Consider the following 23,293-nt stretch of genomic DNA (forward strand, 5'->3'; position numbering starts at 1 on the left):
TTACATGGACAGCACCACGAACTCGTGGCACGAGGTGGCCCAGATCGATGTACCAGAGGAGGGGCGGGTCCGGAGCGTCACGGTCGACGGGCGCTCGATCGCCCTGACCCGGTGCGGTGGTCGGCTGGGGGCGCTGGAGAACCACTGCCCCCACCAGGGTGGGCCGCTCGGTGAGGGGTCGATCGAGGACGGCCTGCTGCGCTGCCCCTGGCACGGCTACGACTACGACCCGGTCACGGGGGCCCCGCCGGGTCTGCTCGCGGACCACCTCGACGACCGGGTTGCCGCCTACGAGGTCGAGGAGGGTCCCGAGGGTGTCAAGGTGCGGCTCCCCGACCAGGTGGCGGTCGGGCGCACTGTCGCCGACGTCCTCGTGGAGACCCTCGTCGCCCATGGCGTCGACACGGTCTTCGGCATGGTCGGCCACTCCAACCTCGGCTTCGCCGACGCCTTGCGGCACGCGGAGGAACGGGGCGAGCTGCGCTACATCGGCATCCGCCACGAAGGGGCGGCGGCCTTCGCGGCCAGCGCCTACGGGAAGCTCACCGGCCGACCGGCGGTGTGCTTCGCCATCGCCGGGCCGGGCTCGACCAACCTGCTGACCGGCCTGTATGACGCGAAGCTCGACAGCGCGCCCGTGGTCGCCATCTCCGGCCAGGTGCCGTCGAAGGTACTGGGACGCGGGGCGTTCCAGGACCTCGACCTCGGGGCGGTGTTCCGCGACGTCGCGATCTCGACGACCACGGTGCAGTCGGGCAGCGACCACGCGGAGCTGGCCGCGCTCGCCGTCAAGCATGCGCGAGACGGGCGCGGGGTCGCCCACCTGGTGCTCCCGGACGAGGTGCAGGCTCAGCCGTCCTCGGCGCCCGCCGGCTCCCCGGACGGTCGCTACTCCAGACGCCCGGTGGGCCCCGACCCGGACGCACTGGCCCGCGCCACCCAGCTGCTCACCGAGGCACACCGCCCGGTGCTGGTGGTCGGGCACGGGGCCCGCGGCGCGAGGGACGAAGTCATCTCCCTGGCCGAGCAGCTCGGGGCGCCGGTGCTCACCACCTTCAAGGCGAAGGGGCTGGTGCCCGACACGCACCCCCTCGGCGCAGGGGTTCTCGGGCGCAGCGGCACACCGGTCGCGAGCTGGTTGATGAACGAGGCCGACCTGCTCGTGGTCGTCGGCGCGTCGTTCTCCAACCACACCGGCATCGCGCCCTGGCAGCGGATCGTGCAGATCGACGACACCCCTACCGCCATCGGGCGGTTCGACGCGGTGACCGCCGAGGTCCTGGGCGATGCGGCCGTCGTCCTCACCGCCCTGGCCGACGCGGTGAGGGCGGCCGGTGCGGACGCAGAGGACCAGCGCGGCGACGTCGCAGAGCGCTGGACGATCTGGCGCGCCGAGAAAGCGCGTCGAGTGGCCGACGACCGAGGCCGCGGCGTGTCCGCAGCCGCTGTCTTCGCCGCGCTCTCCGAACACCTGCCGACCGAGGCCGTGGTCGCCGTCGACGTCGGCAACCACGCCTACTCGCTCGGCCGCTACCTCGAGTCGAAGGGTCAACCAGTGCTCATGTCCGGCTACCTCGGCTCGATCGGCTTCGGCTACCCGGCGGCGATGGGCGCGTGGGCCGCCGACCCGACGAGAACGGTGGTGGCGGTGACCGGCGACGGAGGCTTCGGCCAGTACGCCATGGAGCTCACGACGGCCGTCCACCACGGCATACCGGTCAAGCACGTCCTCCTCAACAACAACGCGCTCGGCAAGATCAGCAAGGAACAACTGGCCGCCGACTACCCGGTGTGGCACACCTCGCTGACCAACCCGGACTGGGCCGCGTATGCCGTCCTGTGCGGTGCGCACGGGATCCGCGTCACCCATCGGGACCAGCTCGACGCGGCGATGACCGAGCTGTTCGCCACCGACGGCCCGGTTCTGCTGTGCGTCGAGCAGGACGCCGAGCTCCTGTGAGCGCCCGGCGACCAACGCTAGATTGCCCGCATGGCGGGAGAGGAAGCCGAGCTCCTCGCCGCCCTCCGCGCGGGCGACGAGGACGCGTTCGCCCGGGTCGTCTCACAGTGGTCGAGGTCCATGCTCGCCGTCGCCCGGCGGTTCGTCTCCACCGAGGCCTCGGCGGAGGAGGTCGTCCAGGAGACCTGGCTCGCCGTGGTCAAGGGGCTGGACCGGTTCGAGGGCCGCTCGTCTCTGCGCACCTGGACCTACCGGATCCTCGTGAACACCGCCAAGACCCGTGGAGTCAAGGAGCGGCGCACCCTCCCGTGGAGCGCGCTCATCGGCGATGACGGCGCCCCGAGCCTCGACCCGGCGCTCTTCCAGTCCGCGGGCGACGCCCATCCCGGTGGCTGGCGAGCAGCACCAACTGCCTGGCCGCAGGACCTCGCGGTGGAGGGCACAGTTCTCGCGGGAGAGGTCAGGGGGCAGTTGAGTGTGGCCGTCAGCGCCCTCCCGGACCACCAGCGGATCGTCCTCACCCTGCGCGACGTGCTCGGGCACACCTCGGAGGAGGTGTGTGCCCTGCTGGAGATCTCACAGGTCAACCAAAGGGTGCTGCTGCACCGCGCCCGCACCGCCGTCCGTGCCGGGCTGGCGGCCTACCTGGAGAGGAGCTGAAATGGCGGCCCTGACGTGTCAGGAGCTGGTCGAGCTCGTCACCGACTACCTCGAGGGCAGGTTGAGCTGGCGCGACCGGCGTCGCGTGGCCAGTCACCTCGCGGTCTGCGACCCCTGCGTTAGGTACCTGGCGCAGCTGCGCCAGACCCTGGACCTACTCGGCACCGTCCCCGTTGACAGCCTGACGCCCGAGGCGCAGGCGACGCTGCTCGACGCCTTCCGCGGCCTGCGGCGCTGACCGACCTCGGCTCCGTTCTGCGTATCTTCTCGTCGTCCTCCCGGAGGGCAGGCTGCGTCTCAGTGCAGCGGCAGTGGTGGCTCGACCCACCAGGGGCGGTCGTCGTGACGGATCCGCACGACCCATTTGACCCAGTGGTACCCGCGTCGACCCGGGACGACCAGACGGGCAGGCGCCCCATGAGCCGCGGACAGACTGCCGCCGTCGATCGCGGTGGCCAGGAGCAACTCGTCGGTCAGCGGCAGTCGCCTGGAGTATCCCGTCATGCTGGTCACCTCGACGGTTCCGGTGGCCCCTGGTGGCAGTAGCCGGCTGACTCGCACCCCCGACCACGCGTGTTCGGTCCACCACCCGCCCGTGCAGTCCAGCACTGCCACCTGCCGGTCATGCCCCGGGGCGAGGTCAGCGAGCGACCAGCCGCGAGAGGTTCCGCCCGTCGTCACGATCAGCCGCCACTCTGCCGGGTCGACTGTCGGCACCTGGTCGAACAGCCACGACGTGGCAGGGATTGCTGCGACCGAGGACGACGTGAGTTGGAACGACCCCGTCGGGCGACGTATGCCGCGTCGCGCCGTGAGCGCTCCGCTCACCTGGACGCCGGCCTCGAGCACCCCCGCGATGGAGGTGAGTGCTGCCATCCGGACGAACGAGCGACGTGACAGGTCGGTCCGGCGCGGACGGACCCGACGCTGACGAGCATGAGCAATCGTCAGGACGACCGCGAGGATTCCGGCACCCACGTGAACCTGAAGGGTTGTCAGTCGCGAGCTGGCGAACACCGCACCCACGACGTGGGCGACGCCCGAGACCAACGCCAGGACCACGCTGATGCCCAGCGCCAGCGACTCGACCCGGCCAGGTCGAGCCAACCGCCCCGATCGGCGCAGTCCTCTGCGCACCACGGTCGACTTCCACGGCACGAGAACGACCACCACGAGGGCGACAACCCCGTGGAGGACCGCCACCGGCCAGACCGGTCCACTGCCCACGATGAACATCGCGAACCCGGTCGCCGCCGCCAACGGGACCACCACGAGCAGAGCCAGGTTGGCCAGACGACCGCTCATCGACGTCGGGCCGGACCCTTCCACCTGAAGTGGACGAAGATCCGGCCGTGGTTGTCGACGTCCTTCTCGACCCGGTGATAGAGCGCGCGAATCTCCTTCTGGTAGAGGAAGCGTAGTACCCGCTTCTTCAGAGCCCCCGAACCCTTCCCGGGGATGATCTCCACGACAGGAGCCTTCTTCGCCAACGCCTCGTCCATGACGGACCGTAGGGCGCGGTCGATGTCCGCGCCACGGTTGTAGATGTCGTGCAGGTCCAGCGACAGCTTCACCCTGCCATCGTGCACCCGAGTCGTACCGTCGACATCAGCTCGAGCAGCCGGAAGATCCGATGTGCACTACGCGTGTGACCGCCTCGCGGCGGAAAGGGCTACAACGGCCCGGTGGGACCGTAATGGTCCTGACGTCGCTGCCACGTGGCGAAAGGACGCGCGGGATTGGGTGGTCCACAGGTTGGTCGATGGCCACATGGGAGGGCTCACGAGGAGCGTTCGAGGCCCTGCCATCCAGCCGGCCCGACACTGGAGTTGACCCAAGAATCGTCGCCGATGTTGGAGTTCAACCCAACAGACGAAGTTTCTGCTGAGCGAACTCTTCTTCGGTTAGCACACCGGCGTCGCGCAACTGAGCCAGTTTCATGAGCTCGTCGGCGATGAGGTTCGTTGCGATACCGGGACTAGTTTGTTGGGTTGGCTGCGAAGGGGCGTGCGCGTCAGCGATGCGCTGCCTAAGTGAGGCCACTCCGGTCTGAGCCTTGTCAAAAGGCCTGGTTACGGGGATCGCGTTTGGGGCCTTGTACGGATCGTCGTCCTTATTTCGCCAAGTGCTGGTCTTGCTACCCGACTGACCCGGACCTTGCAGGATGACCGCGCCACTCATCATGCCGGTGTGAAGTTGCACGCCAACGAGATTTCGGTAGTCCCATGACGTCAGTTCGGCCCCAAAAGAAGCGCCCGCCATGAACCCCTTTTTGAAGATGAACGCGCGACGGTTGGTACCGATGACGGCCTGATTGGACGGCCCCAGGATGACAACCTCCACCCGTTCACCGTGCATCATGTTCGCTTGCAGGGCTTCGACGGCCTTTCGGTGGAGGCCCGCGAATCCCTCTTGGGCACCTTGCGCCACTGTGACTTGAACTTTGCCCTCACCCGCTATCGACATCTCTGTCGCCTTTCCCCTTGTTGGACTCTTGTTCGGTGTTTGACCGCACCGGCAACTGCAGCCGTCCATCCCCGGCGGGCAGGTGACGAGTTTGGAAGGATCGTGGGCCGGCGGCAAGCCCGCTTCCGCGCCCCGAGTTTAGGACGATCTCAGTCTGAGCTCCCTGGCGGCGGAATGATGCGCTGCCCAGCTCGCCACGCTTCCGCGGGCAGTTCATCTCCAACCCCCTTGTACAGCGTCGTGATCGGGACGCCGAGGTACTGCGCCCCGTCCTCCGCCGGCCGGGGCCCCAGCCGTCAACGCGTCTATGCCCGCCGTCGTCGTCCACCTCACCGCGCGATCCCGAGATCGAACGCGCGTCACACAGAGAACAACCGGTTCAAGGGGCCACCCGGTATCGCCGATGCTGCGTCGGAATGGCTGAGCGAACGGCGGGACCAGACTCGTACTTTTGGCCCGATTACTGGCGCCTCGTCCCATCTGAGCGCATTTCACGTCCATCGCGTCTGGCAGGGTGGCGCCGTAACGGTTCGGATTGTTTGGGCGGCCAGCGGTCTCCTATATCGTCAGTCGCTCCGCACCCATCATTTACAACACCAGGAGTTGTCGTGCGTCGCTTGTCCTTGACCTTTTGCATCGCTGCCGCGCTGGCACTGTCTGGATGCGGCGGTGGCAGCGCAGTCGAGCAGAGCTCCGGTAAGCCAGCACCGGCGGTCTCCACTAGCGCACCTACGGAGCTGGGGACCCTCAAGGAGTCGGGCTTCGGTCAGCGCGACGAGTACGTTTGGGTCACAGCGGTGGTGCACAACAACTCGAAGTACGTGGGCCAGACCGTGACGGTCAACTTCAACGTGCTGGACCAAGCGGGCGCGATCCTGAAGTCCGAGTCCCAAGTCGAGGCCTTCGACCGGCCAGAGGCAGACCACATCATCGGCACCCAAGTGTCCCTTAATCCCGGGGAGAAGGCCGCGAAGGTCGAGGCGACCCTGGATGTGGCAGCGGAGGGCACGTTCAGCGACAAGCCGTTCCCGACCCTTCCAACAACCGATGTGTCCCTCACGAAGGAGTTCGGGGCCCACAAGGCCTCGTTCGTCCTGTCGAACACCCTCGGACAGCCCCTCAAGTCGCCCCGCATCAACGTGCTCTGCCGGGACGCCGCCACCAAGATCGTGGGCGGAGGATCCACCTATCCGGATCTGGTCCCCGCCGGCGGCAAGTCCAAGGTTGAGGCGAACCTGCTCGTGTCGGGCACCCCGAAGACCTGCGAGGCGTTCGTCGGCGCGCCCTCCGACTGGGATGGCACCGACGCGGCGACGACGCCTCCAACTTCGGCTGCGCCTAAGGGCACCGCCGAGGCGGCGTTCAAGACCTGGGTGCAGCAGTTAGGAAAGAAGGACTGGAAGGGCCAGTACCAGACCCTGGTGTCGGCCCAGAAGAAGCTGGTGTCCCAGTCCAAGTACGTTGCCTGCCGCAACAGTGAGACCACGCCGGAGATCACGTGGGTCAAGGCGCTGAGCGCGGTGAACGAGGCCAAGAGCCCGATTCCTGGCACGAAGCTGTCGATGCCCGCGACCGTGGTGAAGGCCCAGGTTTCCAGTGGCGGGATCAAGGTTCCGGTCGACGCGCACATGTTCCTGGAGGACGGCGTGTGGAAGTGGTCCATGACGCAGGAGAACATCAGCAACTGCCGGGGGTGAGCGCTCACCTGGCGCCGTTAAGGTGGCGCGGTGATCAAGGCTGGGCTGAGGGCAAGATCGCCCGCGTCTGGGATTCCGTGGGGTCCGGCGGCATCAGCAACCCGCTCGTGTTGATCGAGCAAATCACCTACCTCATCCTCCTCCTGCGCCGACTCGACCTCCGGACCCTCGCGGCGAAATGACGCACATGCCCCCGCGGAGGGCAAACCGGTAGTGACAGCGCGATTGTCCTGGCGGCACAAGAGGCCTGGGTGGTCTCAAGTGGGTCAGGCTCGACCCCTTCGGGCTGGAGGGACCACAACACGACTAGCCGATGACGCCTTGAAGGAGGATGAGGTTGGGCGAGTTCTGGTCGACAGGATCATGGCGCACTGTCCGTCAAGCAGTTCAAGCGCTTCTCGCCCCCTACCCCTCGCGAGCATCCTCATCAAACAACTGAACCACTTCGTGTGGCACGGTGAAGTGCGACGACTTGACGCCGCTCTCGTAGCCCGCCCCCAGGAGCGGAGGCAACCCATAGGGGACAGCCCCCCTCGCTTGGAGCTCCGCAGTGACTCTGCTGACTGGACGCGTGAAGCCGCGGAGCATCTGGCTCTCGTCTCGGTTGTCTAGTGCGTAGACGCGAGCGCGAGATACGCGCCCACCGTTGCCGATGGCCTCACGGATCACCTGCGCTTGTACGTAGCCTTGAGCGTCCAGGTCGCGAAGCACCATGCGCACGCTATCCAAGGTCCAAGGCTCGATCTCCGGCTCCTCGTCCCGCACCCGTTCGATGTCCTGAACAGACTCGATACTCGTGCCCACGCCCAAGGCCGAAGAGTGCTTGATGAGATCCGCCGGCTCCAGGAGGAAGAATCGACAGCCAGTGCTCTCGAGGTACTCCTGGATGAGTTCGCGCCTTGCCCCGATAATCGCCCCGCGCTCTGCCCTGTTCCACCAGTCCTCCTTTGTGTCCGAGGTCACCAGCACGAGGTCGACCTTTCGCACCGTGCCCTCAAGCAACAGTTGGTGCCAGACGAGGTAGTCGCCGGATGCGCCCTCTGGCAGGTCGGACTCGAGCTTTTCGACATCCATATACCCGGGAGGTATGGAGTTCTCCACGCGCCGTTCTCCCTCCGCAACGGCTTTCTTCCACTCGTCGTCGGCCAGAGGCGGGCCGACTCTTCCGTCAAGGAGCACTTCTAGCCGGGCTAGTAGGACGTCTCGAGCTGTGGGCGCGTGCCCCAAGAGCTGCGTCGGCTCATCACCGACCCGATCCTTCAACTCAACGTAGAAGTCCTGGACTTCGGTCAATAGCGACTGACGCTGATCCTCGGGAAGCGCAACGCTTTTCGCCCAACGCGAGATTGCATCCGATGTGGAAGTGGCATTCTTCGTCAGCGCGCCATGTGCGTCTTTGGTAGCGCTACCGAGGCTCGCGATCACAGATTGGCGGTTTCGCCAGAACTCGCGGAGCACCTGATGGGGCACGTACAGCCGGTCTCCGGCCGCCTCCGCGACACTGAGCAGATCGTCGACAGTCTTCTCGTTGTACCGATACAGGTTAAGCAGGACGTTCGTATCGAGGGCAAGGATGCCTGCTTGGAGCGCAGCACTGATCTCGACTGAGCTGAGCACCCGGTACGACTCAAAACCTGAGTACAAGCCCCTACCCATCCAAGTCCCCCCATATCCGACTCCGAGTGCCACAGCCTAGCCGGACACCCATGCCGATTGAGTCTGGTGGCGCGACCACTCCTGCCCGCAATGCGGTAGGGCCATAGACGCCAGGCAGCTGAAGGGGGACGGGTCTAAGCGTCAGTGGGGTGGGCATCTCGATGTGTCCGACGGTAGCGACAGGCGGCGGAATGACGCGCCCACCTAGGCGCGCGGCGTCGTGGTCTTGCTCCGGCCGGGCTCGGGAATTATCTCTGGGTCGGCGCCGGCATCAGGGGTGGGACGTTCCGGTGACGATGCTCAGGTCTGTCGCCGTTGACCGCGCGTGTGGTGCCGAGTGGAGGGAGGCGCCGCTGGTGCGTGTGCTGCTGAGTGTGTCTCGAGGAGCCAGCCAGGGAGGGCCCACGCGAACCCGGTGGCGCTAGGGGGCAAGGAACTCAGCACGTCCGGCACCTGATCGGCCAGTAGGAACGGACAGCCAGACGAATCCATGAACGCGGCGGCCAGCGGTCCCGGGCTCACGATGGCCTGGCGCACCGTCCAATCGGCACCGCCTTCATGAACCTGTCGGTGATCGTTCACCTTGAGGAATCGAAGCGCCTCGGCGATGTTGGCGCGGACCGCATCGGCCTTCGCTGTTAGGACTTGTACCTCGTCCCGCTTCTTGGAATTCGGGCTGCCGTGGGGCCATCGCGCGCCGTGAATGGCGCCCACCTGCTCTCCAATCTCGACCGGGGAGAAGGCCGCCTGCAAGTCCTTCACCTCGAGAACCCAGACCACCAGTGCTTCCATATCAGCGGTGAGCACGTCGACCTCGCCTGGCAGCCACGGCAACCCCTTGTGGGTCGGCCGGACCTGAGCACGCGCGGGCCAGCCTGCGTCGACGACGCGGGCGAGCACGGCCTTCTCGACGCCCCGGTTGCGTTCCTGCCGCATTTTCGCCGCTGCGGAGACCAAGCTGTCACGGACCTGCTCTTGGAGCGCCGAGCGGGGCCAAGGCAGCCTTCCCTCGGACAGGTAGTTGATGAATAGGCGTTGCGTACCCCTACAGCGGGCGGGGCTCACCCACAGTTCGTCGTCGTGAAGAACGAGGGGTCTTGTTGCCAACCGATTGACCCGGGACTCCAGTTTCCAAAAGTGGGACAGGTCTGCCCTGTCTGCCCCAGTGCGCAGTGTCAGTAGCGTGCAAGCCGCCTCAATCTGGGTGTGCGGCAGATTCGCCCATCTCGCGACATCCTCGATGAACGCGGCTCGCGCGACCCGGATGACGGGTTGATCGGGGGTCCAGGGGAGGCTGGCGGCAGAGGCAAGCACAGCAACGATCCCGGACATGTCAGTGCCGAGTACCCTGCGCATGGACGTTTGGACGGCGACGAACTCCGGGGGCGCATCGTGGTCGTGGAGCGGCTGGAACGGCAGTTCTGCACTCTCGACGGCCGTGTTGCCGCCCGGTGGAACAGGCGAGGCGGGCTCGGTCGGGTGATGGTTCTTTGGTGAGACTTCGTTGGTGCGCGAGCGCGCGGCCGTCACCATCTGTGTGGCCTGCATGAACTGAGCTACGTCCAGTTCGGTGGCGCGCCCATGGGTGACCACGCCTTCGGGGCCAATCGTTAGTTCGGCTGAGCGCAGCCCGGCGAAGTCGCTTTGAGAGGTTAACGCCAACCGCAAAGCGGTAGTGGCGCACGCGAGCCAAAGGGCCTGATCGATTCTGTCAGCACGGCGACCTGGGCGATCGATGTCGCCGAGCGCGGTCGCCTCCACGAGCATGTCGGCTGCGCGACTGCTCATCAAGACTTGTGAGTTCCTGGCGAGGTGATACCCGAAGTGTTCCCGCCGCCATGGGCCTTGCAGGTCGAAGGGCAGCCGTGCGTGCGCGTTCAGTTGGGACGCCATCGCATGCTGCAGTGCACCCATGGCACAGGCCAGGGCGTCATGCCCTGCGACAGGTGCCTGAAGTTCGCGGAGGCGCCCAAGTACGTTGGGAACCAGACTCTGGTTCAGCCGCGCGCGCGCCTCTGTCCCGCTGTAGGTCTTTACGGTCCTGCCTGATTCGACGTCGGCTGCATCGTTCAACAAGGCAGCCTCAAGCGGGGCTGTATCCGGCCCCGGCACGTCGTCGTTGGCGATACTGGCCGGCTCGGTCGAATCCCAGCCCACGACTAAGGACGATGGTGCCACCGTCCAGGCTCTGGTGAATCGTTGCTTGCGCCGGGCTGCTACGCGGCCGGACCATCGGCTGGGGGTCCCGATTCGATGGTGAGCGATCGCACCCGCGACGAGGCTACGCGTATGCGGCCACCCGCCTGCAAGACGCAGCGGCGACGCGTGAACATCTAGTGCAACCCAACGGTCGTCCCCGGCGATGCCGACCCCGATCGCATTCGGATCCTCATCCTCCGCCGCCGGGGGATCGAAGTTCATCGACAGCGCCAGCGGCCTCCTCAAGATGCGCTTCACCGCCGTATTCGCACGGCGGGCCTGATGGAGAGCGTCGAGGTCTCGCAGCACAGCTTGCGCCAGGTGGACCTGCATCTCGCGGTCTTGTACGGGCGTGGCAGCCAGATTCGTCATGACGAGATGTCCCGAAACCGGAGAGACCGCAGCGTAGAGCGGACCCTGAGGGTCGATTAGTTCGTACATATCGTCGATATCCCGGCAACTCGGCCACGCCCACGTCGGTGAAAGCCCAGCCGAACGTAACGTCGCCTGGACGGCGGAGAGACGTTCTGGGGTGTCGACTGAGGAAGCCCACCCTTCGACCTCGACAACGGGTGGGGCTATGCCGACGCCGAGCCAGCCCAACTCGTGACGATCCAGGGCAGCAAGCGCGAGCCAAACCTCGTCGGTATCGACAGCCCTTTGAAGCTGCTCCGCGAGGGCCGCAGCCCCAACCACCGGGACACCGTCAAGGCGGGTGGGCGGGCGTGCGTCGCAGGTTGCCACAACCCGCAGCACCCGGGGCTGGGTGGCGAGCAGGTCACCAGCAGGACCGAGCAATTCCTCCGCGCAATCCAGGCTCGTCAACGAAGAGACCGCGGCCGCCACGTCCTCGCCGTCCGTGAGCTGGAGTAACACCAGATGGGCGTCAGAAAAGGACAGCGCCCAAGCAATCTCAGTCGCGCCCTGGCGCACGTCGCCAAACACATCAACACGACAGCCACGTAGGGCTGCCGCCAGTTGCCATTGGGGCGCAGGCCTGTACCTGTCTTCGTCCTGGACGGCCCGAGCCGAGATCGGTAGAGCGCCCGGTAGCGGCCAGCGACGTCGAGAGGCCGTCAACGCGGAGCCCCTGCAACGGTGGGTCCTTCGGAGGCATCAGTCGCTCTCGCCCGACGCCTATCCAGCCACGAAACCCGGCCTGCGCTACCCATCGCTGACGCTGCAGAAATCGCCAGCACGGCCATATTCTCTCTCATCCGATCCGTATCTCGTCCGAACTAGGGCAGACCTAAACGGGTCAATCGCCCTTTCGGCGTGCCCTTCGCCAACATAATCATGGATTTCCGACCAAGACCTGAGATTGCCAACCACACACGCAGACACGGTCGAGCTGACCGCGCCCGACAGCTTGGTCTGTGATCGCATCCTCCCTACGTACGCCACACGGCGGGTCGAACGTCCAGCGCACCGAAGCGGCGAAGTGACGCGCGTTGGCGACCATAAGGTGACTCTGAACTGGGTGCTCGCTCTCCTCTCGGAGATCGTGCTTGAGGCCCTCAGTGAACCTCTGCAGCCAGCAGGTCGTGCCACGACGGCCCGAGATGCAGCCCCACGCCGTTGCTCGCCACGTAGCGCCGCTGTCCACGCTGAGCCTTGCGGGAAGCGAGAGAATTCGCGATTGTTGCTCCAGCCTCCGCCAGAGTCTTGTCGGAGTACGTCTCTCCGAGGCTGTAGTTGGAGAGTGCCTTGAAAGCCACGTCCGGGATGATGAAGTTCGCGTCGATCCCTGGCAGCGCCGCGTGCCAGTCACCTTCGCGACGTTCTTTGGTTGGAGCCTCTCTGACGGCCTCAACGAGAGGGAGGTAGTGGCTTGCAATCACCGCGTTTCTCGAGACCACGAGATCAGGGGCGCGGTCGTCGGGCGGATCGTGAAGGCGTGCAGTCCACGTTCCATTCGCGCGGAAGCCAGAACCTGAAACCACCACCGCCGGCGCGGGGGAACCGGCCACGTGCGGGAACGCGAGTGCCTGGGCTTTTGCGTCCGTCAGGAGCTTGGGTCCCACCGCTCCGGTCCGCCCTTTCGACTCGACAACGACGGGGAGGACCACGCCGCTGAAGTCAACGCCCACGAAATCGGGACGCTTGCCAACTAGTGGCGTTCCGAGGAGCTTGAGCAATGTGTCCAGGTGGGCCAGCAGAGGTATGCCCAGACGTCGCCTGCAGGTCACCTGGGCTTGTGTCATTCCCAAGAAGTAGCTCACTGCCCCCTTCTCACTTGGATCAAGTTGCTCGAAAGCGTCGGACTTTCTCCAATACTCGACCCCGTGCCGATCGGCGGACATAGCCAGGTTGCTGGCCACCATGAGGATCCGCCATTCGATCTCGATGAGGGGTCGTCGATAGGGCAGGATCACCATGGGAGGTGCTCCGACGGAGGCGGCGGCGCTCAAGAGCTCTGGCCATCCGATGTTCAGGTCGTATGCACGGTTGCGTGCTGATGTGAAGCCAGTCAGCCGAGTGTTCAGGATTGCGACGGCGTACTCCCTCCGAGTCGGGTGGTCCTGCGGTCCATTGAGGTTTCTACACGATTGGATCGGGAAGCTAAGCCGGTTCTCGAACAGAGATCTATGCCTAACGCAGCGGGCGGCCGCTCGGCGGTGATCACTGTCGCGGCGGAATGACTCGACGCAAGGGCGGCAAGGGCTACGGCTGCGGCCAGCGCCCCCTGCTCTGGTAGTACTCCGGGGCCTCCGGCGTCTCGTTGAATTCCAGGAGGCCTCCGACCTTCTTCATCAGAACATCGCGCACTTCAGCCGGTGTGGCGAAGAAAAACTCGCGGCGTTCGTTAACGAAGTTCACTCGACGGTGCGCGAACGTCTTATGGAGTTCGTTCTCCAGGGTGACTGCGTCGTCGGAGAAAAACAGGGCGTGGGTGTCGTAGAGGAAGGGGACTGACGCGTCGCCGAGCTCTCGGACTCTGTCACGCGGCTCGAGGCGCCGCGTCATGCCAATCTTGACCATGTTGGGGCCAAGCGCGCCGACGTTGGAGATCACGTAAATGTAGCCCGCGCGGATGTTGGCACTTCGGTAGTCGTTGGCCTCGATGGCGTGCTCTATTTCAGCGAGCCGGGAGGCGAGTTCGTCTGCTGCGATGTCGTCTCCTTTGGCTCGGAGCTGGGCCAGTGCGCTTTGGTAGTGCGCCTTCTCCTTGTCGAGTCGCTCCCGTTCGGCGGACAGCTCTTGCTCCGCCCTTCGTTGCTCTCGAAGCAGTTCCCGTTCCTCTCGAGCCCGTTCCCGCTCCTCCTGGATCTTCATCTGATAGTCCGCTGTAAGTTCGAGCTCCTCGACTCTCAACTGGTGGTAGTCGGGATTTACCCGCATCTCCATGATGACGCCAAGCTTCTCGATGGACTTCATGGCGTTCTCGAGCCGCTTCTTCGCGGTTGTGATATTGCCGGCGCGGAGGGAGCGGACACAGTTGTCGGCCTCGGCGTTGTACGCGCGCAGCATCAGTTTCGACAAGTCAGTAACCATCCGTCGCCCCTTGGCCAGTGACCCGTCGAAGGTGAAAAGGTCGGCTGCGAGAACGGCGTTACCGGTCTTGACGATGTCATCGACACGACCATTGATGTCAGCGAGCGCGTCCTTGTACGCGGCGGCATCCTCGAGTGGGTGGTGGTACCGATAGATCCCGACGTCTTGCAGGACCCGTTGGTCGTTGAGTTCGACCAGGTCAGTGCCGCTTGTCCGCCCCAGGGCCGCTTCGAGTTCAGCTATGCGGTGCAACAGGAGCGAGGCACCATCAGGGGGCAGCTCCGCTGAATGAGACGCCTGTGTCGCTGGCGACGGTACGGATGACGCGGAGAATGACCGCGGCTCAGGACGCGACGAGTGAGCTATGGCGCCAGCGGAACCGGTGGACGACGTTGGCGAACCGCTGGACGCCGTGGCCGTATCATTCGCGGTGTCGGCTGTCTCGTCGTCCAGCCACAGCGCCCAGCCGTCGGGGACGGGCGGCCACGATGGGTCCGGGTTCCAGCCCGGAGGCGGGACCCACCCTGCCGGTGGTTGGGGCCAGCCGGGGGGCGAGTTGAACCGCATCAACGACTCCGCTGCCTAACCGTGCGGTTGGTGTCGACAGGGACCAGGTCGAACGGCGACTTTGAGATCGCGGCCCCCAGGTGTTCCAACGTGGCGGAGGGGACAACGTTGGCCAGATCGAAGGAACTAAAAGTCTGCCTGTCGGCGGCCACCACCACCAGCGGCACGTGCTCGGGCAGACCAGTGGCCGGAGCAATGCGGTTCACCCCTACAGTCAGCGCCACCGTCTGAATCTTCGCTGCCCTATCCGCTTCAAACACTTCGTGCAGGCTCCGTACGGCCACTTGGTAAACAGCCGCGTTGTACCTGTCCTTCTGCGCCTTGTTTGAGAGCTGGCTGTCAGCGATCTCATCCTTGGCCTTCACGTACCGGTACTCCTTGATCGTCGGCACCGTGATGGGCTCCGGAACGTTCACCTGCAGGGTCAGTTCACGGGTGGCTAGATCGAAGCTGTGGTCGTGATCCACGGGGAACGCCGTCGGGTACACGGAGTTGGACAGCACGATGCCGACGTACTGCTCAATCGCGTCCTCCAGGTCGAACGCCAGGTCGTTGATGAACTTCGCGAGCTCATCGTTCCTGTGAGCGGCGTCCGCCTCCCTCTGCGCACACTCGGCTTGGTAGCGCTGTTCCAGGTCGGCTAGCTTCGCGAGCCGCTCTGCTTCGGCCGCGTCTCGCGCGGACAGCTTCTCGATGTGTTCGGCATGCTGGCGTAAAGCTGACTGGTGCCAGTCGCGCTCTGCCTGTGCGTGGGCAGCCTTCGCCTGCTCGACCTGCTCGCTATGCCGCTTCTTCCCTCCGATCGCGCCGGCAAGCCCTTTGCGCGCGGGCGGCTCCATATAGCCAGGTTGCGGCGGGTAGACCAGTTCAGGCACAGCTGGAATCGGATGACCGATGCTGCCGGGCGAGAATGGCGGGTGTTCCGCAGTCACCTTCAACGCCTCTAGGTCGACGTAGTCGTCGAACTCCAACGTCCAAGCAAGCAGTGAGTCGATCTCCTCGTACGTGGCGGCCAAGTCGCTGTTCATGGCCTCGACTTCGGCAGCCCTTGCCTCGACATGCAAGCGCGTCGCCTCCTTCTCCGCGGCCTTGCGCTCTGACTCGGACGCTCGCGCGGCCGCAGCGCGGGCCCGCTGAGCTGCCTTCTGCGCGCGATCGGCCTCGCGAACTGCGGCGTTGTGGGCACGAACGGCCTGTGCCTCCTGTTGCCGACGACGCTTCTCGGCCTGCTGCGCCTGATAGTTCATCTCCGCGAAGAACCCTCGCTTGGCCACGACCCGCACCCTCTCAATACGACGAATAAGGACCCTCAGCACCGTAGACGCACCGTCCGACAAACAATGCCGAAACCACCGAAATGGTTGTCCGATCGGTGAGCCCAACTGTCGGCTGGTGCACTCCCCCTTCGGGCGTCGCCGCGCGAAGGGGGAGCGCCACGGCTAAGCGTGCTCACGGATCGTGCTGTGAACTCAACAGCGAGATGCCACACTGCCGTCGTGCGGATCGGGACATGGAATTTGGCGGGCCGGTGGTCCCCCGATCACGAGCGGCTCATGACCGGGCAAGAGTGCGATCTGTGGTTGCTCACCGAAGTCAGCGACCGGGTGGAGCTGCCGGGCATGCGGCGTCACATGGGACGGGAGCTCATGGCGGCGCGACGCCATTGGGCTGCGATCGTGAGCCATCATCGGTTCGAGCCGTTGGATGATCCGCACCCAGCCAGTGCGTCCGTCCGTGTGGGCGCCTCGACGTTCGTCAGTACGGTCCTGCCGTGGCGCTCATGCCGGGACCGACACCCTTGGATCGGCACTCGACATGAGGAGAAGACTCGCGCCGCCGTCGGCTCCGTCATCGAGTCACTCCAGGGTCCGGTGGTATGGGGTGGCGACTGGAACCACGCCTTGCACGGGCCGGAGTACGCAGGCAGCCGCGCGGGGCGGGCCCACCTTGAAGAGGCGATCGACCGGCTCGACCTCCAGGTGCCCACCGAGTTTCTTCCGCACCGCATTAACGGACTACTGTCCATCGACCACATCGCCCTGCCGATTGGAGCCGTAGTCGGGTCAGCGGAACGCATCGCGGCCGCCTTCGAGGGCAAGCGTCTTTCCGACCACGACGCTTATGTGGTCACGGTTCAGGGGGTGCCGATCTACGACAAGGTACTTCGGCAAGTCATGGGGCTCGAGAAGTCGCACTGGGCGCCCTTGAACACCGCCCTGCGAGCGGATGAACAGGCACTCCACCACCGCCTGTTGGCGCTGCGCGACGAGGCTGGCGTCCAAGAGACGGTAAGCCCGCTACGTGTTCTCGATGTCATCGCACGACGCGACGGCAAGAACCTCGACTACTGCTCTAGTCCTAGGTCCACCCGCCGCTGACGCCACCATTGCGGCGCCATCGGCGGCGGATAGACGCACCTGATGGGGCGTCACCGGTTCGTATTGCAAACCCAACTGTCTGCCCGGCGCCGTAGAGTGTCCTGATGCGAACACACGTTCGCACGCGTCGATATCGGGTAGCACGCAAGATTCCCTCGTCGACCTGGCAACGACGGCAAGCAGGAGCCTCCCCATGAAGATCAAGACCCTTTATGTTCGGTTCTACAAGTCGTTCAACTACGACTACCTGCGCAAGAGCCACCCGAAGGCCGTCCCCGATGAGTGGGACAGGCTGCCCGAGTCCGGGTTGTTTTATCCTTTCGTGCGCGTGTCGATGGAATCAGGGATCACGACGGTCGTTGGCGCGAACGAGTCCGGGAAAAGCCAGCTGCTCGGCGCGATCAAGTGCTTGCTCACGGGCGAGAACATCGAGCGCCGCGACTTCTGTCGTTACTCGCAGTTCTTCACCGTCGGCGGTGAAATGAAGAAGCCTGAGTTCGGGGGCGAGTTCACCGACCTCAGCAAGGAGCAGGTTGCTGCTGTTCGGTCGATCGCCAGCCTTGGCGATTCGGTAAAGGTCGAAACCTTTCACTTCTTCCGGATGAATACCGGGACCGTCCTATACGTGAAGAACGGGAAGGACTGGAGTGAGGTGAAGGTCAAGGCCGCTGACATCAAGTCACTGGGTCTGCCCACCTTCTTCCTGATCGACGCGAACACGCCCCTGCCAGACAGCGTCCCGCTCGCCTATCTCACTGCCACGGACAAGGCGAAGAAGGCGCGTCCGCGCGCAAAGATGTTGCGCTGGATCGAGAACATGGTGACGAACCCGGACTGGTTCGGCAGCAAGGAGACGATCGACAAGGCGGCGCCTCAGCTCATTGAGGACTACACGGCGTTCAATGCGGTCGACGAAATCGACGACGAACACTTGATGCAGCGCTTGGAGCTCGCCGAGAAGTTGCTGGTCCAGGTCGCAGGGATTGGCAAGGACGCCTTCGAGCAACTGAAGACGGCGGTCCGCAACCACGATGGGTACGCCAACGGCATCGTCAAGAGGATGAACGAGGACCTCGCCAAGGCGCTGAACTTCCCCAAGTGGTGGTCACAGGACTCCGAGTTCTCGTTGGCGCTGACCCTGCGCGATTTCGACCTGGTCTTCACGGTCCGCGACCGCACAGGTAGCGAGTACGCGTTCAGCGAGCGCAGCGGCGGGATGAGCTACTTCCTGTCGTACTTCGTCCAGTACCTCTCTCACGTTCCGACCGGCGGCCAGGAGATCCTGCTGATGGACGAGCCGGACGCTTACTTGTCGATGCTCGGGCAGCAGGATTTGCTGCGGATCTTCGATTCGTTTGCCGAACCTGAGGACAAGTTGGTTCGGCCGATCCAGGTTGTCTACGTGACGCACTCGCCGTTCCTGATCGACAAGAACCACAGTGAGCGGATCCGGGTCTTGGAGAAGGGTGACGGCGAGGAAGGGACCCGTCTGGTCGCGAACGCGGGCCGCAACCACTACGAGCCACTCCGTTCCGCCTTCGGTGCGTTTGTTGCGGAGACCACGTTCATCAGCAACTGCAACCTGATGCTCGAAGGTCAGGCGGACCAGGTCCTCCTCGCGGGCGTCAGTTCGCTAGCCCGTCGCTCCGAGAGCAAGGGAGCGACGCTGAACCTGAACAGCCTGTCACTGGTCCCGTCCGGCTCGGCCGAGCACATCCCGTACATGGTCTACCTGGCGCGGGGTCGCGACGTCGACACCCCGGCCGTAGTGGTCCTGCTCGACGGAGATCGCGAGGCCGACGGCATTCGCACAGAACTGAAGAAGGGCTACCGAGACAAGAAGTATGTCGACGACGAGTTCGTGATCCAATCCAGCGACATCGACGTAGCTGACGTGACCGTCGCGACCGATGCGGTCCGCGAGATCGAAGACCTCATCCCGATCGATCTGGTCCTCTTGGCGATTCGGCACTACGCCACCGAGGTGCTGTCTCCCGAAGATGCCGCGCAGATTGCGACGACCGTGACGGCGGTGCCTGTCGCGGCAGGCCAGAAGGTGTTCAAGGCCGCCGAAGCTGCTTGCAAGGCAGCCGGGACAACGCTGCGGCTCGACAAAGTTGGGTTCGCCCGGGCGGTCCTGCACTGCCTGGAGCACGAAGCGGATAAGGACCTGCGGGCGGTCACGATCGGAAACTTCGAGCAGTTGTTCACCCGTATCGATAGAGCCCAGCGCCAGGCCGTTCGCTCGAACGGCCGCGAGCGTGTCCGTAGGACCCTGAACCGGTACAAGGATTCGTTCTTGCGCGACCACCCGACATCGGCGCTGCGCCGTGACGTCGAGGGCTTGCTCGAAGACATCGAGCACCAGTTGACCGAGGTCACTGACGAAACCGAGCGGGTCCGCAAGGACATGCGGCTCATCCGCAAGGACTTCGACCTGGCTGCCGAGCCCGGCGCAATCCTTGAGAACTACGACGAGTTCAGGGAACGGCTCGAAGCCCTCCCATACGGGGGTGTGCAGGCTGTGCAGGGCTCGTAGCCCGTCGACGTTGGCGCTGGAGTTCGACAGCGAGTACAAGTGATCAGTTGCGTCACCCTGGGCGGAATGAGCGACGTCGGGTGAGCACCGACCGGACTACTCCTGAGCCTGAGACCCCATCGCGGCCTTGACGTCGGACGCATACTGCCCGGACCGCTCCTGCCCAGACAGCTCAGCAATCGCGTCCATCGTCGCGTCAGTGACGGCCCGCAGCAGCGCAGCCTTCTGGTACCGCTCAGCCAGCCCGACGACATCAACAGGCTTGCCGAACCGCACCGTCACCTTCCCAGGCCGGAACCCGTTCGACCCCGCCGGCTGCACCTTGTCCGTGCCCGTGACCGCACACGGCAGCAGGACAGCCCCGGTGTTCAACGCCATACGGGCCACCCCGGTCCGGCCGCGGTGGAGGCGACCATCCGGCGAGCGGGTGCCCTCCGGGTAGACCCCGAACCCCTCCCCTCGCCGCAGCACCTCCTCGGCGAGCTCCAGCGAGCCGGCAGCCGCACGCGGGTCCGACCGGTCGACGGGGATCGTCCCGGCAGTCGAGTGAAACCACCGAACAGCGGCACCGCGCAGGCCGTGCCCCTGGAAGTACTCGGCCTTGCCGAGGAAGTGCACCTGTCGCTTGGCGGCGAGCGGGATGACGATCGAGTCGATGAACGACAGGTGGTTGGAGGCGACGATCAGCGCACCCTCGCGCGGGACGTTCTCGCGCCCCTCGACGTGCAGCCCGGTGAACAGCTTCAGCGGGGGGCCGATGAGGACGTGCCGCATGACCGCACGGCTCGCCTTGTCCTCCAGCGCCGCGAGGGCGTCACCCCTCAATCGCACGCCGTCGTCACTCCCACTCGATGGTGCCCGGCGGCTTGCTGGTCACGTCGAGCACGACGCGGTTGACCTCGCGCACCTCGTTGGTGATGCGCGTGGAGATCTTGGCGAGCACGTCGTACGGCACGCGCGTCCAGTCGGCGGTCATGGCGTCCTCGGACGAGACCGGGCGCAGGACCACGGGGTGGCCGTAGGTGCGGCCGTCGCCCTGGACGCCGACCGAGCGCACGTCGGCGAGCAGGACCACCGGGCACTGCCAGATGTCGCGGTCGAGACCCGCGGCGGTGAGCTCCTCGCGGGCGATCTTGTCGGCAGCTCGCAGGATCTCGAGCCGTTCGGCAGTCACCGACCCCACGATCCGGATGCCGAGGCCGGGGCCCGGGAACGGCTGGCGCCACACGATCGCCTCGGGCACGCCGAGCTCGAGGCCGACCTGGCGGACCTCGTCCTTGAACAGTGACCGCAGCGGCTCGACGAGCTTGAACTGCAGGTCGTCCGGGAGGCCGCCGACGTTGTGGTGCGACTTGATGTTGGCCGCACCGGTGCCGCCACCGGACTCGACCACGTCCGGGTAGAGCGTGCCCTGGACGAGGAACTCCACGGGGTGGTCGGAGTCGCCCCGCGAGCCGACGACGTCGCGCGCGGCCTGCTCGAAGACGCGGATGAACTCGCGCCCGATGATCTTGCGCTTCTCCTCGGGATCGGACACCCCGGCGAGCGCGGAGAGGAACCGCTCGCGCGCGTCGACCACGACGAGGTCGACACCGGTCGCCGCGACGAACTCCTTCTCGACCTGCTCGGCCTCGCCGCTGCGCAGCAGGCCGTGGTCGACGAAGACACAGGTGAGCTGGTCGCCGACGGCCTTCTGCACCAGGGCGGCCGCCACGGAGGAGTCGACGCCACCGGACAGGGCGCACAGGACGCGCGAGTCGCCGACCTTGTCGCGGATCGCGCCGACGAGCTCGTCCACGACGTTCGCGGCGGTCCAGTCGCCGGAGAGCCCGGCCCCCTTGTAGAGGAAGTTCTCGAGCACCCGCTGGCCGAAGGTCGAGTGCATGACCTCGGGGTGCCACTGCACGCCGTACAGGTGGCGCTCGTCGTCCTCGAACGCCGCGACGGGCGCACCGGCGGTCGACGCGGTGACCCGCATCCCGGACGGCGCCTCGGTGACGGAGTCGCCGTGGCTCATCCACACCGACTGGTCACCGGGCTGGCCGTTGAACAGCGTCGACACCGAGTCGGAGATGGAGGCCGGCGTCGAGCCGTACTCCCCCAGCCCGGTGTGCGCGACGGTGCCGCCGAGCGCCTGCGCCATGGCCTGGAAGCCGTAGCACATGCCGAAGACCGGCACGCCTGCCTCGAGCACGGCCGGGTCGAGCGACGGGGCACCCTCGGCGTACACCGAGGACGGCCCACCCGAGAGCACGATCGCGGCCGGCTCCTTGGCGAGCATCTCGTCGACCGCCATGGTGTGCGGGACGACCTCGCTGTAGATGTTCGCCTCGCGGACGCGCCGCGCGATGAGCTGGGCGTACTGCGCGCCGAAGTCGACGACGAGCACGGGCTTGGCCTGCAACGGGGTCGCGGGCACCTCCACGCGGTCGCCGTCGGGCGCCTCGACGCGGTCGTCGTCCTGGGCCTGGGTGATGTCGGTGGAGGTGTCTGCGGTGTCGCCGGCGGGGGTGTCGCTCACGGTGGCAAGGCTACCGGCGGGCGGTGGACAGCTGACCCTCGACCTCGGCCGCGACCTTGCGCTCGGCCCAGAACGACAGGAACGGCACCACGCCGGCCAGCATCACCAGCACCATGCGTCCCAGCGACCAACCCATCTTGAACCCCAGGTTGGCCGTCGCCACGAGGTAGACCATGTAGATGAACCCGTGCGGCTGCGGCCACCAGGACAGCGCGTCGTTGCTGAAGCCGTAGTGCAGCACGATCTCGAGGACGAGCAGCAGCAGCCCGACACCGACGACGAAGGCCATCACCTTGAAGAACCTCAGCGCCTTCGCGGCGGCCTCGACGTCCTTGACCTGACCCACGGTGTCGCTCACGCGGTGCTCTCCTCGACTCGGGTGGGCTCGCGCTCGTCGCGGGCCTCTCGCTCCCGGTGCGCATCATCGCGCACCATCCTGAACCACATGAACACGGCGAAGCCGGCGAAGACCCACCACTGCAGCGCGTACGTCGCGTTGCGCCACTTCAGGCCGCCGGTCACCTCCGGTGGGGGCACGTGCTCGACCCCCGGCGTCGCGGGCACCCCGGCACCGGTGGGCGTGCGCTCGCCCTGGGCGAAGACGAAGGCGTTGTAGAGGTCGCCGGGCCACCGGTTGACGAGGATCGACAGGTCGAGCGAGCCGAGCACCTCGAGGCCTCCGGCGCGGGCGGCCGTGCCGGCTGGCGCCGCAGCAGGCGACTCCCCCGGGGCCAGGGTGCCGTCGACCTCCACCCGCCCCGACGGCACAGCGGCCGCGGCGGCGGGGTCGGTCACGAACCCCCGCACGACGGGCAGCCGGGCACCGGTCTCCTCGACGACCACCGGGGTGACGACCCACCAGCCGGTGCGCCCGTCGAGGCGGCGGGGACCCACGAGGAACTGCTCGGCCGCGACGTACGTGCCGACGGCGGTGACCGCACGGTTGGACTGCGGGTTGGGGAACTTCTGGTGCGGCCCGACGACCGTGTCGATGGCGGTGGGCCGTGCGTCGCGCGCGTGGCGCAGCGCGTCGGCGAGGCCCTTGTCCTGGGCCACGTGGAGCTGCCAGAACCCGAGCTGCACGAACGTCACGACCAGGAGCACCAGCAGGGCGAACAGGCCCAGCCAGCGAGGCTTGAGGGCGGTTCGCAGCAC

The 23,293-nt window shown here is 65.9% G+C and carries 19 protein-coding genes; 7 read left to right on the forward strand and 12 right to left on the reverse strand.

The features are described from left to right. Positions 1–4 precede the first annotated feature (4 nt). From ABEA42_RS13000 to ABEA42_RS13010, 3 genes are read left to right on the forward strand one after another with little or no spacing between them, the layout of a single operon-like run. Entirely contained in the window at positions 5–1,960 is a 1,956-nt protein-coding gene (locus tag ABEA42_RS13000; RefSeq protein ID WP_345503898.1) for a thiamine pyrophosphate-binding protein, read from the forward strand. A 30-nt stretch (positions 1,961–1,990) separates the two neighbouring features. Further along, positions 1,991–2,620: an RNA polymerase sigma factor gene (locus tag ABEA42_RS13005; protein WP_345503899.1), complete on the forward strand. Its 630-nt coding sequence runs from the start codon at positions 1,991–1,993 to the stop codon at positions 2,618–2,620. A gap of 1 nt (position 2,621) precedes the next feature. Beyond that, positions 2,622–2,858 (forward strand): anti-sigma factor family protein, encoded by a 237-nt coding sequence (locus tag ABEA42_RS13010; RefSeq protein WP_345503900.1) that lies wholly within the window; start codon positions 2,622–2,624, stop codon positions 2,856–2,858. 59 nt (positions 2,859–2,917) lie between these two features. Here ABEA42_RS13010 and ABEA42_RS13015 read toward each other — a convergent pair whose 3' ends face one another. From ABEA42_RS13015 to ABEA42_RS13025, 3 genes are all read right to left on the reverse strand, one after another. Next, positions 2,918–3,925 carry a molybdopterin-dependent oxidoreductase gene (locus ABEA42_RS13015; RefSeq protein WP_345503901.1) on the reverse strand — a complete coding sequence of 336 codons (1,008 nt, stop codon included), beginning with the start codon at positions 3,923–3,925 and terminating at the stop codon, positions 2,918–2,920. Next, positions 3,922–4,194, reverse strand: coding sequence for a Smr/MutS family protein (locus ABEA42_RS13020; protein ID WP_345503903.1), 273 nt, complete (start codon positions 4,192–4,194; stop codon positions 3,922–3,924). The genes ABEA42_RS13015 and ABEA42_RS13020 overlap by 4 nt, the downstream gene beginning before the upstream one ends. 286 nt (positions 4,195–4,480) lie before the next feature. After that, positions 4,481–4,963 carry an SHOCT domain-containing protein gene (locus ABEA42_RS13025; RefSeq protein ID WP_345503905.1) on the reverse strand — a complete coding sequence of 161 codons (483 nt, stop codon included), beginning with the start codon at positions 4,961–4,963 and terminating at the stop codon, positions 4,481–4,483. 920 nt (positions 4,964–5,883) lie between these two features. Between ABEA42_RS13025 and ABEA42_RS13030 the strand changes: the two genes are divergently transcribed. Further along, positions 5,884–6,783 carry a hypothetical protein gene (locus ABEA42_RS13030; RefSeq protein ID WP_345503907.1) on the forward strand — a complete coding sequence of 300 codons (900 nt, stop codon included), beginning with the start codon at positions 5,884–5,886 and terminating at the stop codon, positions 6,781–6,783. Continuing rightward, positions 6,780–6,965, forward strand: coding sequence for a hypothetical protein (locus ABEA42_RS13035; protein ID WP_345503908.1), 186 nt, complete (start codon positions 6,780–6,782; stop codon positions 6,963–6,965). The genes ABEA42_RS13030 and ABEA42_RS13035 overlap by 4 nt, the downstream gene beginning before the upstream one ends. 223 nt (positions 6,966–7,188) lie before the next feature. Here ABEA42_RS13035 and ABEA42_RS13040 read toward each other — a convergent pair whose 3' ends face one another. The 5 genes from ABEA42_RS13040 to ABEA42_RS13060 all read right to left on the reverse strand — a co-directional run bounded on the left by ABEA42_RS13040 (position 7,189) and on the right by ABEA42_RS13060 (position 15,974). Further along, positions 7,189–8,400: a PIN-like domain-containing protein gene (locus tag ABEA42_RS13040; protein WP_345503910.1), complete on the reverse strand. Its 1,212-nt coding sequence runs from the start codon at positions 8,398–8,400 to the stop codon at positions 7,189–7,191. Positions 8,401–8,739: 339 nt separating this feature from the next. Next, positions 8,740–11,583, reverse strand: a complete 2,844-nt coding sequence (locus tag ABEA42_RS13045) for a hypothetical protein (protein ID WP_345503912.1) — start codon at positions 11,581–11,583, stop codon at positions 8,740–8,742. Between the two features lie 572 nt (positions 11,584–12,155). Next, a complete protein-coding gene (locus ABEA42_RS13050) occupies positions 12,156–13,016 on the reverse strand; it encodes a hypothetical protein (RefSeq protein WP_345503913.1) in 861 nt (286 codons plus the stop codon). Between the two features lie 286 nt (positions 13,017–13,302). Then, positions 13,303–14,385, reverse strand: a complete 1,083-nt coding sequence (locus ABEA42_RS13055; protein WP_345503915.1) for a DUF4041 domain-containing protein — start codon at positions 14,383–14,385, stop codon at positions 13,303–13,305. 314 nt (positions 14,386–14,699) lie between these two features. Then, positions 14,700–15,974 (reverse strand): hypothetical protein, encoded by a 1,275-nt coding sequence (locus ABEA42_RS13060; protein ID WP_345503917.1) that lies wholly within the window; start codon positions 15,972–15,974, stop codon positions 14,700–14,702. A 222-nt stretch (positions 15,975–16,196) separates the two neighbouring features. Here ABEA42_RS13060 and ABEA42_RS13065 point away from each other — a divergent pair, with 222 nt between their 5' ends. Together ABEA42_RS13065 and ABEA42_RS13070 are read left to right on the forward strand one after the other, a co-directional pair. Continuing rightward, positions 16,197–17,078, forward strand: a complete 882-nt coding sequence (locus ABEA42_RS13065; protein WP_345503918.1) for a DUF6308 family protein — start codon at positions 16,197–16,199, stop codon at positions 17,076–17,078. 193 nt (positions 17,079–17,271) lie between these two features. Next, complete coding sequence (locus tag ABEA42_RS13070) at positions 17,272–19,617, forward strand: AAA family ATPase (RefSeq protein WP_345503919.1); 2,346 nt, start codon at positions 17,272–17,274, stop codon at positions 19,615–19,617. Between the two features lie 96 nt (positions 19,618–19,713). Here the strand turns inward: ABEA42_RS13070 and ABEA42_RS13075 are convergent, their stop codons facing one another. From ABEA42_RS13075 to ABEA42_RS13090, 4 genes are all read right to left on the reverse strand, one after another. Then, positions 19,714–20,448, reverse strand: a complete 735-nt coding sequence (locus tag ABEA42_RS13075; protein ID WP_345503920.1) for a lysophospholipid acyltransferase family protein — start codon at positions 20,446–20,448, stop codon at positions 19,714–19,716. A gap of 7 nt (positions 20,449–20,455) precedes the next feature. Then, positions 20,456–22,042 carry a glutamine-hydrolyzing GMP synthase gene (gene guaA / locus ABEA42_RS13080; protein WP_425572081.1) on the reverse strand — a complete coding sequence of 529 codons (1,587 nt, stop codon included), beginning with the start codon at positions 22,040–22,042 and terminating at the stop codon, positions 20,456–20,458. 106 nt (positions 22,043–22,148) lie between these two features. Continuing rightward, a complete protein-coding gene (locus ABEA42_RS13085) occupies positions 22,149–22,496 on the reverse strand; it encodes a DUF3817 domain-containing protein (protein ID WP_345503921.1) in 348 nt (115 codons plus the stop codon). Further along, a complete protein-coding gene (locus ABEA42_RS13090) occupies positions 22,493–23,293 on the reverse strand; it encodes an SURF1 family protein (RefSeq protein ID WP_345503923.1) in 801 nt (266 codons plus the stop codon). Before ABEA42_RS13090 ends, ABEA42_RS13085 begins: the two co-directional genes overlap by 4 nt.

The sequence above is a fragment of the Pedococcus ginsenosidimutans genome, from assembly GCF_039544395.1.
GTDB classification, from domain to species: Bacteria; Actinomycetota; Actinomycetes; order Actinomycetales; family Dermatophilaceae; genus Pedococcus; species Pedococcus ginsenosidimutans.

What these genes read in the sequence shown, in the direction of transcription:
- ABEA42_RS13000 (WP_345503898.1), top strand. Translation starts at nt 5, where the DNA reads ATGGACAGCACCACGAACTCGTGGCACGAGGTGGCCCAGATCGATGTA.
- ABEA42_RS13005 (WP_345503899.1), top strand. Translation starts at nt 1,991, where the DNA reads ATGGCGGGAGAGGAAGCCGAGCTCCTCGCCGCCCTCCGCGCGGGCGAC.
- ABEA42_RS13010 (WP_345503900.1), top strand. Translation starts at nt 2,622, where the DNA reads ATGGCGGCCCTGACGTGTCAGGAGCTGGTCGAGCTCGTCACCGACTAC.
- ABEA42_RS13015 (WP_345503901.1), bottom strand. Translation starts at nt 3,925, where the DNA reads ATGAGCGGTCGTCTGGCCAACCTGGCTCTGCTCGTGGTGGTCCCGTTG.
- ABEA42_RS13050 (WP_345503913.1), bottom strand. Translation starts at nt 13,016, where the DNA reads ATGGTGATCCTGCCCTATCGACGACCCCTCATCGAGATCGAATGGCGG.
- ABEA42_RS13070 (WP_345503919.1), top strand. Translation starts at nt 17,272, where the DNA reads ATGAAGATCAAGACCCTTTATGTTCGGTTCTACAAGTCGTTCAACTAC.